Here is a 16,299-nt window from a genome sequence, read left to right as displayed (position 1 = left end):
ATTATATTTTATTGAACTATCTTTTTAATCTTATACCCAAGGCGCGTTACAGCTCTCATTATCTTTTCGACTGATGTTAGCAGTGGCTCATAGGAGATCACCATAATACCAGGCAGTACAGCGATCAGATATGCTCCCGGAGTATTTAATACCGAAAGTGTTACTGTTGAAATGCAATAACCATCCTTCAGGTTGCTGATTTCCAGGCCAAGCATTTTCATTTCCATTTTAAATTAAGTGTTTCCATGATCAATAATTTTATAAGACAAAGTTATGGATAGGATCAGGCCAGGCATTACACAATTACAGCATTCTTTTATAAAATCTCAGTCAAATTCAATGGTTATATCGGCACTTAAAGGATAACTCTGACACAGCAAAATCATACCCTGCGCCACTTCTTTTTCTGTTAATGCGCGATTTTTAACCATACTTACCTTTCCTGAAGTTAATAGTGCTACACAAGAACCACAGGTTCCTGACTTACAAGAATGACCGAAAGAAATACCCTCTTTCAATGCAGCACTCAATAGCGTCGTTCCCGGCGGTATTTCGATCAGATGAGTTTGCTCATAAAAATGAACCAGAACTTCAAGCGTAATTTCAGGCAGGTTGAGCAACTGCTCAGCAGCTTCATCGTCAGCGGTAAACCGCTCCATGAAAATCCCGCTCTCAGGAACCTTTAAAGACTCCAATACCTGGTAATACATTTTCATCAGTCCGTTAGGGCCGCAAATAAAGAAATGAGCGGCTGATAGTTCCCCTGCTGTTGCCTGCTTCAATAGTTTTTTGACGACTACCTTGCTCAATCTGCCTTCAATTAAAGTCCCGGTAAATGCGGGCTTTGTTCCATCATACTGTGACAGCGCATGGATAACAGTTAACCGCTCTTTATACTGTAACGCTAACGCTTCCAGTGTATCCGTGAAAATCACATCATGCCAATAATGATTTGCATAAAGTATGGTAAGCTGAACATCAGGCGATTTACTTAATAATGATTTAGCGATGGAAAGCAGGGGGGCTATTCCACTTCCCCCCGATAATAAAACAACATTCCTGCTTTGATAACTACTTTCAGCAGGTACAAACGAACCGTATGGCCCTTCTATTTCCCATGAACTGATTTGTTCAGCGGAATTAACAAGGTAATTACTCAGCAAACCATCTTTTACCCGCTTTACAGTGATAGCGGGACAGGAATTCAGCTCTGGGGAGGAAGAGAAGGAATAAGAACGGGTTAACCTTTCTTCATTCACAACCTGGCTGACATTGATGAATTGTCCGGGTAAGTAGTTGAATACTGATCCGGCGATGTCAAATTCAATGGTAACCGCATCCTTTGTTTCCCGAATTACTTTATGGGTTGTCCAGATAAATTTACGCTTTTGCATTGTTCAGCTACTTGAAGGTCTTAATGGAAAAAATAGCAATTAAGGTGGCTATACCACTTACTACAGCTGCAGATTTGAAAGCTGTTCGAAAACCTTCATTCAGTGCACCCACTTCTGTTGCGCCCTGAGTTTGTAGTATATCAGTTTTTGCAGCTACAATGGCAACTATAATCGCAAGCCCCAGTGCTGAACCAATCTGATAACTGGTATTCACAAGGCCGGAAGCCAGTCCGGTTTCTTCCGGTTTAGCACCTGACATAGAAGCGATGGTTCCGGGGATATAAGCCAGTGACATACCTAGTGCCCCTAACAGGGATGCAGGTAATACATTGAGCAGAAAAGATCCATCGGCAGGAATAGTACTAAAAAGAACCAGGGAAGCCGTAAGCGCTATAAGTCCGGCTATAAGATTCATTTTAAAGCCAAATTTTGCTACCATATTTCCGGTAACACCCATCATAAGGACCATGATGGTAAAGGTCATTGGCAATAACGCAAGGCCGCTATTGAAAGCTGAATAATGCAATACCTGTTGTAAATAAAGATTAAGGAAAAACCATAGTGGAATCCATGCTCCCGCCAATAAGCCCATAACCAGGTTACCAGCTGAAAGGTTAGGGACCTTGAAAATGGATAAGGGTACAAGTGGCTCCTTTTTGTTTTTTTGCATGATTAAGAAGACAACAAACAGTGCTATAGCTAACCCCAGTAACCCAAGTGTTTGAAATGAACTCCAACCCGCACTTTCGGCCGAAACGATGGCATATACCATCAATACCAATGCTGCTGTGGCCAGAATAGCACCGAGAATATCTACTTTTCCTTTTCGTGTTGTTCCTTTAAGCAGTAAATTAGGACTTAAAACCAGCACGATCAGACCCAAAGGAATATTGATCAGGAAAACCCACTGCCAGGAAAGCCATTGCGTAATAGCACCGCCGAAGAATACACCAGCAGAGCCTCCTGCAGCAGCTGCCGCACCCCAAAAACCCAGGGCCTTATTCAATTCTTTTGGATCGGTAAATTTGGTTAAAACCAGCGTCAGTGCTGCTGGCGCGATGAAAGCAGAGCCCAAACCTTGCAATGCTCTGCCAGTGTTTAAAACCGCTTCTGACCAGGCCATACCAGCTAAAAGGGAGGCTCCGGTTAAGATAGCGAACCCCCACATGAAAACCTTGCGGGAGCCAAACAGATCTGACAAACGGCCACCTAAAAGCAGGAAACCGCCAAAAACAATTACATAGGCATTAAATATCCACTGAAGGCCAGTTTGTGAATAACCCAGATCGGTTTTGATTGCAGGTAAGGCTACGCCGATGATGGACGTGTCCATAATTACAATGAATTGCGCCATACAGAGCAAGGAAAGCGCTGCCCATCGCTTAGCGTAGGGCACCGCTTTTACTATTGGTTGTGTTGTATCTTTAGACATAAAATTTATTATTTGTGCCCAAAATTAGCCAACACCGACTGCCGGATTTTATACAATTACCGGAATATGTTACAGAGTTTTGGTATCCCGGTAATAGTTTTGGTATTTCTATAATTTTAACAAACCTAAAGATCGCTGTAACTCAACATACAGCACCTTAAGATTATATACCGCCTGTAAATAATTAATCTTGCCCTGCGTCAGGGACAATTCGGCATCGGTTAATTCAAGCCTGGAACTTAACCCGTTCTTGTAGCGATCATTCATCATAGTATAATTTAATTCTGCAGCTTCTACCGTTGTTTTTTGAACAATCAGTTGCGCATTTGCCTCCTTCCACCTGCTGATGATGGCTGCTAATTCTGCATTCATTTCCTCCTGCAGATCACTTAGCCTGATTTTTTCCTGCCGCACTTTAATCCTGGCCTGGTTGAGCTGAGCGTTGGTGCGGTTTCCGTTAAAAATCGGAATTGTAAGCTGTAATCCCAGGAATGAAGTGCGCGGTAAGCTATAATTGCCGAAGTTCAAATTATCCGCTTGTGCCTGCACCTGGTACTGACCTACCACTGAAATCTGTGGCAGATATTCTGCTTTGCGTACAGACAATTGCTTTTGTCCGTGTTCAATCGAAAGTTTTTGCAGATTAATATCATGGCGGTTTAGCGCAGCAGTCTGTAAAGCCTGATCCAGCGTGTAAAAGCCGGCTTGATCGTGTTCAATATTCAGGCTATCGGTTGGTTTGATTTCTGACACCTCATTTAAACCCATCAGCCTTTTTAACCGGATACCACTTACCTCGATGTTGTTCTTTAAATAGGATATAGAAGATTTTAAGTTTTCTACCGCAATATAACTTCTTAAAGTATCTACTTTCAGGCCTCGTCCCTGTGCAAACAAAGCTCTGGTATCTATCAATGCCCTGATATTCCGCGATAAACTTTGCTGCTGTAAACTGAGTTGACTATTCATTAACAGCAGCTCAAAATAACTCGCAGAAATCTGAAACGCCAGCTGGCTTTGCAGGTCGATCGTTCTTTCTTTCTGAATTCTTTCATTGATCAGAGCTGCTTGTTTTTCGCGACGCACACTTTCCATAAATAAAGGCTGACTTAGTGATAAAAAGCCATTGAAAGCATTTTTTCCACCCACTGCAACTTCCTGTACAGGCTTATTGGTTCCTGCAAATGAACCCGGAAGAAAGATTACCTGACGGTCAAAGTAACGCGAATACGCTGCATTTGCTGAAATATTGGGTAACAAATAACTCTGCGTTTCCCGGGTAATCTCTTGAAAGCGAATTTCTTCCAGCATTTGTACCTGAAGTTCCTTATTGCCTTTTGCAGCCAATGCTAATGCTTCTGCAAGACTTAAGTCTCTTTTTTGCGCATGCAAAGCCTTACCCGAAAACAGCAATAGCAAAACCAGCATTATATTTAAAAATTTCCTTTTCATCTATTTATATATTGTTATCTGTTAGTTGAAGCCAGCAGCATTGAAATAATTATCGCTGCTGGCTTCATTATTTTAATAAGTCATCATTAGCTGATTTCCGTTTCCTCATTTTCTTCTTCAACCATTGGTTTACGCTTGGTTCCTGACAGGTATGAATAAACCGCAGGGATAATAAACAGGGTCAGAATCCCTGCGAATGTCAATCCTCCTGCAATTACAATCCCAAGCGACTGGCGGCTGTTCACCGTCATGGCAATTGGCAGTGCACCGAATATCATCGCCAGAGAAGTCATCAGAATTGGCCGGAAACGTTGTATGGCTGCTTGTATGGCCGCATCATATTTTGAAAGTCCTGTTTCTTTCAGGTGATTTGCAAATTCCACGATCAGGATACCATTTTTAGTGATTAATCCCACCAGGGTGATAATCCCGATCTGGCTGAAGACATTTAAGCTCTGGTCAAACCAGTACAGGCTAAGTATTGCACCTGTTACCGCCATGGGTACAGTAAGCATAATAATGAGCGGATCACGCAGGCTTTCGAACTGGGCGGCCATAATCATGTAAACCAGGAGCAAAGCCAGAATGAGTGTAGAACCGATATTACCCTGACTTTCTTCGTAATCTCTGGATTGCCCTGCTAAACTCGTTTTGAAATTTTCATTCAGCACCTCCTTTTTAATACGGGCCATTTCTTCAATACCCGCTTCTAAACTTACCCCTGGTGCCAGTCCTGCAGAAATGGAAGCTGAAGTATACTGATCATAGCGGTAAATCGCAGCCGGACTAATTCCTTCCTCAATCGTAACCAGGTTATCCAGAGAGATCATCTGGTTATGCGCAGAACGGACATAAATAGAGCGCAGATCGCTGATGTCGTTCCTGTTTTTGCGTTCCACCTGACCGATCACTTCGTACTGCCTGTCTGAGCGTAAAAAATAGCCATAACGCTGACCAGAGAACGAAAGCTGTAAAGCCCTTGATACTTCCTGTATAGAAACACCCATTAATGCTGCTTTTTGCCTGTCTATATTTATTTTTAGTTCAGGCTTATTGATTTTTAAGTCGGCATCTACAAACATCAGTTTTTTACTCTGCCTTGCTGCAGCCAGAAATTTAGGAAGCACCTGTTTAAGGCTATCCAGAGTTGGGGCCTGAAGTACATACTGAACCGGCATACCACCACCATAACGTGTACCGATTGTTGGCGGCATGTAGGGAAATAAAAGGAAACCCCTGAACTTACCTGATGCCTTCCCATATTGATTGTATAAATCCTGAGCAGTGGCTTTGCCTTTTTCAGGATCTTTCAGATAAATACTCTGCACAGCGATGTTAACTGGTGCCGGTGCTGGAATAAAAGAAATACCTACCATAGAATAGGTTTGATATAATCTGCTGCCTGTAGAGTCATTTACATATTTTCCTACTTCGGCCATTCGCTTTTGCATATACTCAAAAGAAACACCCTCTGGTGCAATAGCAATCAAGCTCATGTTAGAACGGTCTTCTATTGGTGCAAGCTCAGAAGGAAGCTTTTTCCCGACAAAATAAATGAGACTGGCAGTACCGATCAAGAATATAGGGGCTAACCAGCGACGTTTCATAAAAGCGATTAATAAATTCGCATATCCCTTATTTAAGCGGATAAAAAACGGCTCTGTATTCCGGTATAACCAATTAGGCTTTTCACTCTTTTTTAATAACAATGCACTTAACATAGGTGAAAGCGTTAAGGCCACAAAAGCAGATACCAGTACCGAGCCCGATACTACAATGGCAAACTCTTTAAACAACTGACCGCTAATACCGCCCATAAAAATAATTGGCATAAATACAGCAGCCAGGGTAATGGTCGTGGAGATTACCGCGAAATAGATTTCTTTAGATCCTTTGAAAGCAGCCTGAATTGGCGACATACCTTCTTCGATTTTTTTATAGATATTTTCCAGTACAACGATCGCATCATCAACCACTAAACCTATGGAAAGTACTAATCCGAGCAGGGTGAGCACATTGATAGAAAAACCGGCTACATACATAATGAAAAATGCCGAAAGAATAGAAACAGGAATAGCCAGCACCGGTATAATAGTAGAGCGCCAGTCACGGAGAAAAAGAAAGATGATCAGCACAACTAAACCAAAGGCTATAAAAAGTGTTTCTTCTACTTCTTTAATAGATTTGCGTACAGGGCTGGTGAAATCGAAACCAACAATCAGCCGGTATTCCTTTGGAACTTCTTTGCGCAATTGATCTAGTCTTTTATAAAACTCATCCACTACCTTAATCGCATTAGCGCCCCGTTGGATCTGGACAGCAATACCCACCCCAATCCGGTTTAAATTACCGGTTTCATTGATAATTGCGGTTCGCTCATTTTCTTCTCCCAGTTTCGCAGAGCCAATATCTTTTAACCTTATTACCGTGTTGCCCTCTCGCTTAATGATCATTTCATTAAAATCTTCTACGGTAGTTAAACGGCCTAGCATACGTACACTAAGTTCATTGTTCGCACCTTCTATTCTTCCAGAAGGCAGGTCAAGGTTCTCTCTGGCCAATGCCTGACGGATGTCTTCAGGAGTAAGCAGATAAGCAGCCAGTTTAGTAGGGTCAAACCTTAGCCGCATGGCATACTTATGTTCCCCGACAACTGCAACACTGTTTACCCCGGGAATAGATTGCATTTTGTCTTTGATCACCGTAGAAGCCAGATGACTCACCTCTCTGATGTCTTTGGTGTCGCTTTCTACCTCTAAAAAGGCAACCAGGTTATCTGGTGAAGAAGCCTTTTCAACAACAGGAGGATCTACATCAGCAGGAAGCTGTTTCCTGGACTTGGCTACTTTATCACGAACATCGTTTAAGGCATCTTCCAGGTTAACATCACGGTTAAATTCTATAGAAATTACACTCACCTGCTCCCTGGATTCAGAAGAAATTGTTCTTACACCATTGGATTCAGCAATAGACTCTTCCATCGGTTTGGTAATCTTGGAAGCAATCACATCGGGACTTGCCCCCGGATAATAGGTGACCACTGAGATCACTGGTGGTTCTGTCAGGGGATATTCTCTGACTCCTAAATAATTCCACCCAACAATGCCCATAATAACGATAAAGGCAGAAAAAACTCCTGCCAGAACCGGTTTTTTTATACTTAATGATGATAAACTCATGCTTGTAAATTTGAAATAGATTATTTGGAAACAACAGCCTGAACCGGCATGCCATCCCCAAGACGAAGAATATTAGAAACAATAACACTGTCGCCGTTATTTAAACCAGAGGTAACAATGGCCGCGGTTTCAGTTCTGTTGCCGATGCTGACAGGCTTTGATTGCGCAAGACCATTTTTAATCACGAAAACATTGTATCCATCTCCGCTTGGGATAAGTGCTTCTGTTGGTAAATTAATCGCTTTTGCATTTTTTGCTGAGGTCTGGAAACGAATTTTGACAGATAAACCTGCCCTGAATTTTCCGCCAGGATTATCTGCCATAGCCTGTACCTTTAATGCTCTGTTTTGAGCGTTAAGCCCCGGTTCAGTAGCTTTAATAGTGGCTGTTTGCTGCTGACCAGAAAGTGCTGTTGTAAAATTAATTTTACTGCCTGTTTTGACCAGCGGAAGATACTTTTCTGAGACAGAAAACTCTATCTTAATAGTGCCGTGGTCCTGCAGGCTTACCAGTTCGGTACCCGGGGATATGTAAAAACCCGGATCTGCATTTGAAATACCGATATTCCCTGAAAAAGGAGCTCTGATCTCTGTCTTGTTTAATTCCACCTGCAGCAGTTCGCGCTGAGCTTCCAGGGATTGTAATTTTACCGCTGTTTCATCGTATTGCTGCTGATTTACAGTTTCCGTTTTCAGCAGGTTACCTATTCTTTGCTCATTCAGCCGGGCTAATTTCAGTTCGGAATTTAATCCCTTTAACCGGGCTTTCAGGTCAGCATCATTTAACTTATAAAGTAATTGTCCTTTACTGACATGTCCTCCGTCCTGAAAAGCAACCCGAACAATTTTCTGGGCAATTTCACTGACGATGGCTACCTCCCGGTAGGGAGCCATAGTGCCGACAATCACTTCCTCCTGATTCAGATCTTCTTCATTGACCACGATTGCGTCCACCTCTAATTTACTGGCATCAGCGCCAGGTCCGGCTGACATCTTTTTCTTTTTTTCCTGATCACCAGCACAGGCCATCAGCAACATACTACAGAGTACAGGCAGGAAAATAACTTTTAGTTTACTTATGTTTTTTAACATTTTTTATGAGGAATAATTGTGGAATAAATAGTCGTTTTAAAGGATATAAATTTAGCGGCAAGCTTGCCTTATGCTTTATACTATTGCAGGTAAGAATTATAGAATTTCTGTAGGGATATTTCATAAAAAAGCCCGGCTTTAAGCCAGGCATTAACTCTAGTATCCAGTAAGAATTTATTGAGCAGGGTAGGGCGAACCGGCTATAACGGCAAGCTTGTCTTGCCTTATCTTTTTATAATAGGCAAAATCGAATCCAGTAAGCTGTTTCAGCTGCCGCGAAAGATAGGCCACACTGCTGTAACCTAAAATATTGGCTATTTCAGTTAATGATTTATCACTATACACCAAAAACTCTTTCACTTTTTCCATTTTCTCAGCAATGATAAATTTTTCAAGTGTGTTCCCCTGTGTAAGGGAAAATATGGCGCTCATAGTATCATAATCTCTGTGTAATTCATCACTAATCAGCTTTGAAAATTTAACCGGGTTTCCTGTTTCAAACTGGTCGTTGATACCGCGTTCAACAACAAGTTTTATCTGGCTGATCAGTTGTTCATTTTTATCATAAAGAAGATCGAATCCATTTTTCTGTAAAACTATCTTTAAGGTTTTTTCATCAACAGAAGTTTTGTTAGTCTCTTTTAAGATGACCTCTCCCAGATTTATACTCGAAATATCTAAACCGAGTTTGGACAGTTCCTCATTTAACACGGTAATACACCGGTTACAAACCATTCCTTTAATGAGTAATTTGTTGTTCTTTTTCATCACAAAAATTTATACTCAAAAATAAGATGGAGATTAATGTTTCTGTTACATTATTCAGTGAAATGTTTATAAAATTTACATAGTATTACAAAAATTTAATCACTTTAGAAAAAACGCAATGACAATCAATCACAATAGTATGCCGGATATTCGTTACTGCGAAGTTGATGGGGTTACAATGCAATACTATGAACAAGGCGAAGGGCCGGTAATTTTACTCTTACCCGGATGGCCGCAAACGGCTTATGCCTGGAGAAAAATGATCCCGTTGCTTTCACCAAACTATCGTGTAATCGCAATGGAGCTTCCGGGAATGGGCAATTCAAACCCGCTGCCCGAATCAGATACTTTAACAGCAGCGAAGTATATCAGTAAATTTTGCCGGCAGCTGGAAATTACGGACATTCATTTAGTCGGGCATGATGTAGGCGCATGGGTGGCCGCTACATTTGCACTGGAATTTCAAGATCAGCTTAGCTCGCTGACTATCATGGATGCAGGAATTCCAGGATTAATTCCTGATGAAGTCTTTAAACCAGAAAATGCGGCTAAAATATGGCAGTTTTATTTCCATGCAGTGACCGATATACCTGAATTTTTGATTGAGGGGAAAGAAGAAGCTTACCTGGACTGGTATTTTACAACTAAGTCGGGCGTTAAAGATGCCATCACAAAAGCAGATCTGGATTACTACGTGAAAGCTTATCAGGGCCAGGAGCGGTTGGCAAACGGATTCGCTTACTACCGTGCATTTTCCATAAGCGCAGCCTTTAACCGTAATCATCCAGCCCGCCTGCACATACCTGTTATGGCTATTGGTGGTGCGAAAGCACAAGGAGAAAATGTTGGTAAAGCCCTGCAGAAAATCTCTGAAAAGGAAGTTCGTACCGTAGTTATGCCAGAAACCGGGCATTACATTCCAGAAGAACAGCCAATAGTTTCTGCTGCTTTGTTGTCAACATTCATAAGGCATCTCAATCAAGAATAAATAAATGTATCAAGATATCAAACTATCAATATATAAATACAAATAATTGTGCTATAAATTAGTTACTTATGTTCATATATTAATGATCATTTGATACAGTATTTCTATTATTTTTCTTATGTTGCTGCTACAACCAACGTATGAACCGACAAACTGACCTATCCGCAATCCAACCCTTAACAGGTGAAAATCAGGAATCGCCTAAGCTCTCTAAACAACGGCTGAAAGCTATTTTTGGAGGCTCTGTAGGGAACCTGGTAGAATGGTACGACTGGTATGCTTATTCAGCATTTTCCATTTACTTTTCTTCCTCGTTTTTTCCCTCCGGTAACCTAACAGCCCAACTGATGAATACTACAGGTATTTTTGCCCTCGGTTTTCTCATGCGTCCAATCGGCGGATGGATGTTTGGCCGTATTGCCGACCAGGTAGGGCGTAAACAAAGTATGACGCTTTCCGTATTACTCATGTCCCTGGGCTCTTTACTAATCGCATTAACACCTACTTACAAAACCATAGGACTCGTAGCTCCGGTACTGCTATTGGTTGCCAGGTTATTACAAGGGTTAAGCGTTGGAGGAGAATACGGAGTCTCTGCAACCTACTTAAGTGAAATGGCCTCTAAAAACCGCCGTGGCTTTTATTCCAGCTTTCAGTATGTCACGCTAATCGGAGGACAACTGATTGCCCTGGGTATACAGATCATCCTTCAAAAAGTACTCACAGAAGACCAGCTGATCTCCTGGGGATGGCGTATTCCATTTGTCATAGGCGCTATACTTTCCGTGGTCGCCCTTTATCTTCGTAAAAATCTGCATGAAACAAAAGCCTTTGAAGCCCGCAAGGGTAAAAAAGATAGCGGAACGATCAGAGAATTACTCAAACACCCCAAAGCTATACTTACCGTAGTTGGAATGACACTGGGCGGGACACTGGCATTTTATACCTACACCACCTATATGCAGAAATTCCTGGTCAATACCGTTCATCTGTCCAAAACGGATGCTACGCTGCTATCCTTCTTCTCCCTGCTCATTTTTGCCCTGTTACAACCCTTTTTCGGCAGTCTTTCTGACCGTATCGGCCGGAAACCACTGCTGCTGGGGTTTGGCGTATTGGGCACTATTTTTACCGTCCCGTTACTCACCACATTAAGCAATACAACCTCACAATGGAGCGCCTTTTTTCTGTTAATGGCAGGTTTGATTATTGTAAGTGGATACACTAGTATTAATGCGATTGTTAAAGCAGAATTATTTCCGGCACAAATCCGGGCACTGGGCGTTGGTTTACCCTATGGAATAACCGTTGCTGTATTTGGAGGAACAGTGGAATACTTAGCGCTATGGTTTAAAAAGATAGGACATGAACCTTATTTCTACTGGTATATCACCGCTTGTATCTTCTTCTCTCTGGTAGTTTATGTATTCATGAGAGATTCTATAGAAAACTCAAAATTGAACGAAGATCCTGAAAACTAATATATAGGTGTATCGAATGTCACCATTTAATATTATTTATTCCAACCAGCCGCTATCCTGCACAACTTATACAGCAGATTTATCAAAGTTTCGTTAAAAAACGTTAAATTAACTGAAACAAATACGCAGAACGATACAGTCAATCCAATTTTTGCTTATTTTTGTTATACTTTAAATTTAAGGTCATGAAAAGGAATTCAGTCATTATTTCAAGCCTGCTGTTCGGTGCTCTTTACGCTGGAACAGCAAGCGCACAACAGTCAGGTTTAGCTCCGGATCAAAACCCGAGGTATAAAGAAAGCCAGGAGAAATACTTTAAAGTTGCAGACTCTCTGACTAGTAAACAGGGAACTACTGTCCAGAACACTTATAAAGCATACGACTGGTATGAAGCCAAATTAGAACGCCGTCGTCAGCGCCGTGAATGGAGACATGAAGAGAGAATGAATGGTTACTACGGTGACTTTTATCCTTCATTAAGCTTCGGCAGCAGCTATTACCCTTATGGAGGCTATAACTATGGAAACTATTACGGAGGACGTAGTAATTTCTGGTTCGGCTGGTAACAAATCCCCGGAAATACGATCTAACAATTATAAAAAAACAGAATAACACAGATGAAATTCAATAGATTATTAACGGTTACAGCGCTTGCCGCTTCAGGAATGATGATTGCATCATGCTCATCCAGACAAGTAACACGTGTAAGTACAGATCAGACCATTGACATTAGCGGATCATGGAATAACAGTGATTCCAGAATGGTAGCAGATGAACTGACTAAAAACGTTCTGAATGCGAACTGGTTAAGCACACATCAGGATGAACATCAAGGCAAAAAACCAGTAGTAATTGTTGGATTTGTTCAGAATAAAAGCCATGAGCATATTGATGCTGAAACTTTTGTAAAAGACATCGAAAGCTCTTTCGTTCAAACCCAAAGAGTACGTTTAGTACAAGGTGGTAAAAAACGTGAAGAATTGCGTGCAGAAAAAGCAGATCAGCAAACGAACTCTTCTAACTCAACTATCAAAAAGTTCGGTTTGGAAAATGGTGCTGATTATATCCTTCAGGGATCGATCAACTCTATCGTAGATGCACACAAACGTCAAAAAGTAGTTTATTACCAGGTAAATCTTGAACTGACCAATATTCAGACGAATGAAGTAGTTTGGATCGGTGAGAAGAAAATAGCCAAATACGTTAAAAACTAATCCCGTAATTTCTCCTTGCTCTGAAGATCATCCGCTGATGTTCAGGGCAATTTATAACTCATATGACAACCATTCGTACGTATACTCTTCGGGCATCAGTTGTAGGATTGATGCTTTTTTTATTTGGTTGCGCAAGTTATAACGACCGTATTACCCCGTATTATAAAAATATTTCTACAGGGAATTACAAAGAAGCACAAATTGAACTCGACAAAAACAGCCTGATTCAGAAACCAAGAAATAAACTGCTTTTTTTGATGGAGAAGGGTAGAGTAAGCCACTTGCTTGGAGATTATGAAAACAGTAACCGGTACTTTAACGAAGCCGATCAAATGCTGGAAATCGGATTAACAGGAACTTTGGATGCAACTGTCGGCGTATTGGTAAATCCAATGACACAACGTTATAAAGGGGAGGATTTCGAGAAATTCATGATCCATTACTATAAGGCGCTTAACTACTTGTATCTGCACAATACAGATGAAGCGGTTGTAGAAGCCAGAAGGATCAGTTTGCAAGCACAGGAACAAGGAGATAAATTCAATAATAAAGACAAACGTTACGCTCAGGATGCTTTTTCGTTAATGCTGCAAGGCATGATTTACGAGAGCAATAAAGACATCAATAACGCTTTTATCTCTTATCGGAATGCTGTTGAGATCTATCAGAAAAGCCCGGATAAGACCTATTACGGTACACAAATGCCTTTAGGACTTCAACAAGATGTAATCAGAACAGCTTATTTAAACGGGTTTACTTCAGAAGCTGTACAATTTGAAACCGCATTTGGTATTAAATATAAACCAGAGAAAACACCAGAAGGCGGCGAACTGATCTTCTTTTGGGAGAATGGTTTAGCACCTGTTAAAAAACAAGAAGATCTGTTCTTTACCTTAACCAGAGGCGACGGCGGAAACCTGTTTTTCAGCAATGCAGCTGGCGGATTACTTATTCCATTTGTCTATAGTGGTGACCGTGATAAACTAAATATTAAGGCTGTAGAGAGCTTAAGGGCTTCCTTCCCTAAATATGTAGCGCAACCGTCGTCTTATTCGTCTGCAGTTATTAAGAATACGCAGGGCGATGTACCTCTTGAAAAAGCAGAAGACATTAATGAACTTGCTTTCAGAACGCTTCAGCAACGCACACTGAAGGAAATGAGTAAAGTGCTTTCCAGGCTGGCAGTGAAGAAAATAGCAGAATACGCTTTACGCGAGAGTGCAAAAAGAGAAGGTCAGAAAAACAACACCTTACTGGAAGGTCTTGGTTATGGGATGCAGCTGTATAGCCTGCTATCTGAAAAAGCCGATACCCGTAACTGGCAATCACTTCCGGGCAGTATTTCTTATGCCCGTATACCCCTGAAAACGGGTGAAAACGAAATTACCCTAACACTTAAAAATGCACAGGGAGCAGATGAAACTAAAACCATTAAAATTAATGGCAATGGTGGGATTCAATTCTATAACTACTCTACCTTACGCTAATACTGACGTATATTCTAAAAAAAGAAGCCCTGCAAACTAAATTTGCAGGGCTTCTTTTATAGTTAAAAATCTTAGTTCGTTTTACCAGGATATTGTTTCAACGCCAATGTCAGACAATCCATTGCCTTGTTTAAATCATCAGTATTCAATACATAGGCCATTCTCACTTCATCTTTACCTGAGCCAGGGCTGGAGTAAAAACCAGTTGCAGGGGCCATCATAACCGTTTCGCCGTTATTGTCGAAACTTTCCAGCATCCATTGGCAGAATACATCTGCATCATCAATAGGGAATTTGGCAACTACATAAAATGCGCCACCCGGATTAGGGCAGAAAACACCATCAATAGCATTCAGTCTGGCTACTAAAGTATCTCTGCGTAAAGTATATTCCTTATTTACTTCTTCAAAATAACTATCAGGCGTATCAACAGCAGCAGTACCAGCAATCTGTTCTACCATACCAGGGCTTAATCTTGCTTGTGCAAACTTCAATCCTGATTTGATTACTTCTTTATTCTTAGTGATTAAACAACCTAAACGCGCACCACAAGCACTGTATCTTTTAGAAACAGTATCCAATATCACCACATTTTCATCTAAACCATCAAAGTGCATCGGAGAAATGAACTCCCTGCCATCATAGCAGAACTCACGGTAAGCCTCATCAGAGAATAAGAATAAATCATACTTTAAGCATAATTCTTTCAAAGCCTGCAGCTCTTCTCTTGAATAGAGGTATCCTGTCGGGTTATTTGGGTTACAAATAATGATTGCTTTAGTTTTGGCAGTGATCAGTTTTTCAAATTCTGCAATCGCTGGTAAAGCAAAACCATTCTCAATATAAGATAAAATAGGTTTCACAACCACATTACTCATACAAGCAAAACCATTGTAATTTGCATAAAAAGGTTCAGGAATGATAATTTCATCACCTTCATTCACGCAAGTCTGCATAGCGATTGTGATAGCCTCAGAACCACCTACAGTGACTAAGATGTCTTCAGGAGTAATGTTGTACCCCAGTTTATTGTAATATTCAGTAAGTTTTGTTCTGTAGCTTAATGTTCCTTCAGAAGGCGTATAAGCCCAAACATCGAAATCAATATTTTTAATTGCATTTAACATGACCTCTGGTGTGGCAATGTCTGGCTGGCCGATATTTAAATGATAAACTTTTTTACCGTCCTTTTTTGCCTGATCTGCAAATGGAGTTAGTTTTCTAATAGGCGATGCGGGCATTTGTATCCCTTTTTCTGAAATATGTGGCATGGGTCAAAAATAAAAAACCTCGTTGATTTAACGAGGTTTTATTGATAATAATATTTTGCTGCAGATTATTTTCCTGCTACTGTTTCCCCTTTAATGTATAACACTTTAGTAGGTGTTTTAGCATTAGAGTTGATGGTGATACTTTTGCTGAAAGGCAATGGTGAACCTGCAGGTGTATAAGTAACTTTAATTAAACCAGCTTCTCCTTTTTTAATAGGTGTTTGTGTGTAAGTTGGTACAGTACAGCCGCAAGTAGTCTCTACTTTTGTTAAAATCAAAGGCTCATCACCAACATTTACAAACTTAAATTCTACAGAAACAGGGCTTGTCAATGGAATTTTCCCAAAATCATGCGTTTCTTTTTCGAATTTAAATTCAGCTGGTTTGCTTTGCGCAAATGAAGTAACGGTAACACCTAAGACAAAGGTTAATAGTATAATTAGCTTTTTCATGAGTTATTTATTTTTTTTTAATGGTTATGAATCTTACATGAACCTGATAATCTAATGCAGTGAATTGTAGGCTCATGCAGGTTTCATATT

The 16,299-nt window shown here is 40.8% G+C and carries 14 protein-coding genes; 5 read left to right on the top strand and 9 right to left on the bottom strand.

The genetic code is table 11. The features are described 5' to 3' along the window. Nucleotides 1–8: 8 nt before the first annotated feature. The 7 genes from LY11_RS02270 to LY11_RS02240 all read right to left on the bottom strand — a co-directional run bounded on the left by LY11_RS02270 (nucleotide 9) and on the right by LY11_RS02240 (nucleotide 9,316). The gene (locus tag LY11_RS02270) at nucleotides 9–227 is read right to left on the bottom strand and encodes a heavy-metal-associated domain-containing protein (protein WP_111632092.1); all 219 of its coding nucleotides are present in this window, start codon (nucleotides 225–227) and stop codon (nucleotides 9–11) included. Between the two features lie 99 nt (nucleotides 228–326). Next, complete coding sequence (locus LY11_RS02265; protein WP_111632091.1) at nucleotides 327–1,394, bottom strand: ferredoxin--NADP reductase; 1,068 nt, start codon at nucleotides 1,392–1,394, stop codon at nucleotides 327–329. A gap of 7 nt (nucleotides 1,395–1,401) precedes the next feature. Beyond that, on the bottom strand, nucleotides 1,402–2,826 hold the full coding sequence (locus LY11_RS02260) for an MFS transporter (RefSeq protein ID WP_111632090.1): 1,425 nt from the start codon (nucleotides 2,824–2,826) through the stop codon (nucleotides 1,402–1,404). A 108-nt stretch (nucleotides 2,827–2,934) separates the two neighbouring features. Beyond that, nucleotides 2,935–4,278 carry a TolC family protein gene (locus LY11_RS02255; protein WP_111632089.1) on the bottom strand — a complete coding sequence of 448 codons (1,344 nt, stop codon included), beginning with the start codon at nucleotides 4,276–4,278 and terminating at the stop codon, nucleotides 2,935–2,937. A gap of 86 nt (nucleotides 4,279–4,364) precedes the next feature. Next, a complete protein-coding gene (locus tag LY11_RS02250; protein ID WP_111632088.1) occupies nucleotides 4,365–7,457 on the bottom strand; it encodes an efflux RND transporter permease subunit in 3,093 nt (1,030 codons plus the stop codon). Between the two features lie 20 nt (nucleotides 7,458–7,477). Further along, nucleotides 7,478–8,548, bottom strand: coding sequence for an efflux RND transporter periplasmic adaptor subunit (locus tag LY11_RS02245; protein WP_111632087.1), 1,071 nt, complete (start codon nucleotides 8,546–8,548; stop codon nucleotides 7,478–7,480). Between the two features lie 174 nt (nucleotides 8,549–8,722). After that, the gene (locus LY11_RS02240) at nucleotides 8,723–9,316 is read right to left on the bottom strand and encodes a helix-turn-helix domain-containing protein (protein ID WP_111632086.1); all 594 of its coding nucleotides are present in this window, start codon (nucleotides 9,314–9,316) and stop codon (nucleotides 8,723–8,725) included. 118 nt (nucleotides 9,317–9,434) lie between these two features. Between LY11_RS02240 and LY11_RS02235 the strand changes: the two genes are divergently transcribed. The 5 genes from LY11_RS02235 (at nucleotide 9,435) to LY11_RS02215 (ending at nucleotide 14,486) form a co-directional block, all read left to right on the top strand. Then, complete coding sequence (locus tag LY11_RS02235) at nucleotides 9,435–10,304, top strand: alpha/beta fold hydrolase (RefSeq protein WP_211321467.1); 870 nt, start codon at nucleotides 9,435–9,437, stop codon at nucleotides 10,302–10,304. A gap of 140 nt (nucleotides 10,305–10,444) precedes the next feature. Continuing rightward, nucleotides 10,445–11,785 (top strand): MFS transporter, encoded by a 1,341-nt coding sequence (locus LY11_RS02230; protein ID WP_111632085.1) that lies wholly within the window; start codon nucleotides 10,445–10,447, stop codon nucleotides 11,783–11,785. Between the two features lie 185 nt (nucleotides 11,786–11,970). Next, nucleotides 11,971–12,351: a hypothetical protein gene (locus LY11_RS02225; protein ID WP_111632084.1), complete on the top strand. Its 381-nt coding sequence runs from the start codon at nucleotides 11,971–11,973 to the stop codon at nucleotides 12,349–12,351. A 51-nt stretch (nucleotides 12,352–12,402) separates the two neighbouring features. Next, nucleotides 12,403–12,999 carry a penicillin-binding protein activator LpoB gene (locus LY11_RS02220; protein WP_111632083.1) on the top strand — a complete coding sequence of 199 codons (597 nt, stop codon included), beginning with the start codon at nucleotides 12,403–12,405 and terminating at the stop codon, nucleotides 12,997–12,999. A gap of 62 nt (nucleotides 13,000–13,061) precedes the next feature. Next, the gene (locus tag LY11_RS02215; protein ID WP_111632082.1) at nucleotides 13,062–14,486 is read left to right on the top strand and encodes a COG3014 family protein; all 1,425 of its coding nucleotides are present in this window, start codon (nucleotides 13,062–13,064) and stop codon (nucleotides 14,484–14,486) included. Between the two features lie 71 nt (nucleotides 14,487–14,557). Here the strand turns inward: LY11_RS02215 and LY11_RS02210 are convergent, their stop codons facing one another. After that, nucleotides 14,558–15,757 carry a pyridoxal phosphate-dependent aminotransferase gene (locus tag LY11_RS02210; RefSeq protein ID WP_111632081.1) on the bottom strand — a complete coding sequence of 400 codons (1,200 nt, stop codon included), beginning with the start codon at nucleotides 15,755–15,757 and terminating at the stop codon, nucleotides 14,558–14,560. 65 nt (nucleotides 15,758–15,822) lie between these two features. Continuing rightward, nucleotides 15,823–16,209, bottom strand: coding sequence for a DUF1573 domain-containing protein (locus LY11_RS02205; RefSeq protein WP_111632080.1), 387 nt, complete (start codon nucleotides 16,207–16,209; stop codon nucleotides 15,823–15,825). Nucleotides 16,210–16,299 lie beyond the last annotated feature (90 nt).

This window comes from Pedobacter cryoconitis (genome assembly GCF_003259615.1).
Taxonomy (GTDB): domain Bacteria; phylum Bacteroidota; class Bacteroidia; order Sphingobacteriales; family Sphingobacteriaceae; genus Pedobacter; species Pedobacter cryoconitis.
This window is presented reverse-complemented; position numbering and strand designations above follow the sequence as displayed.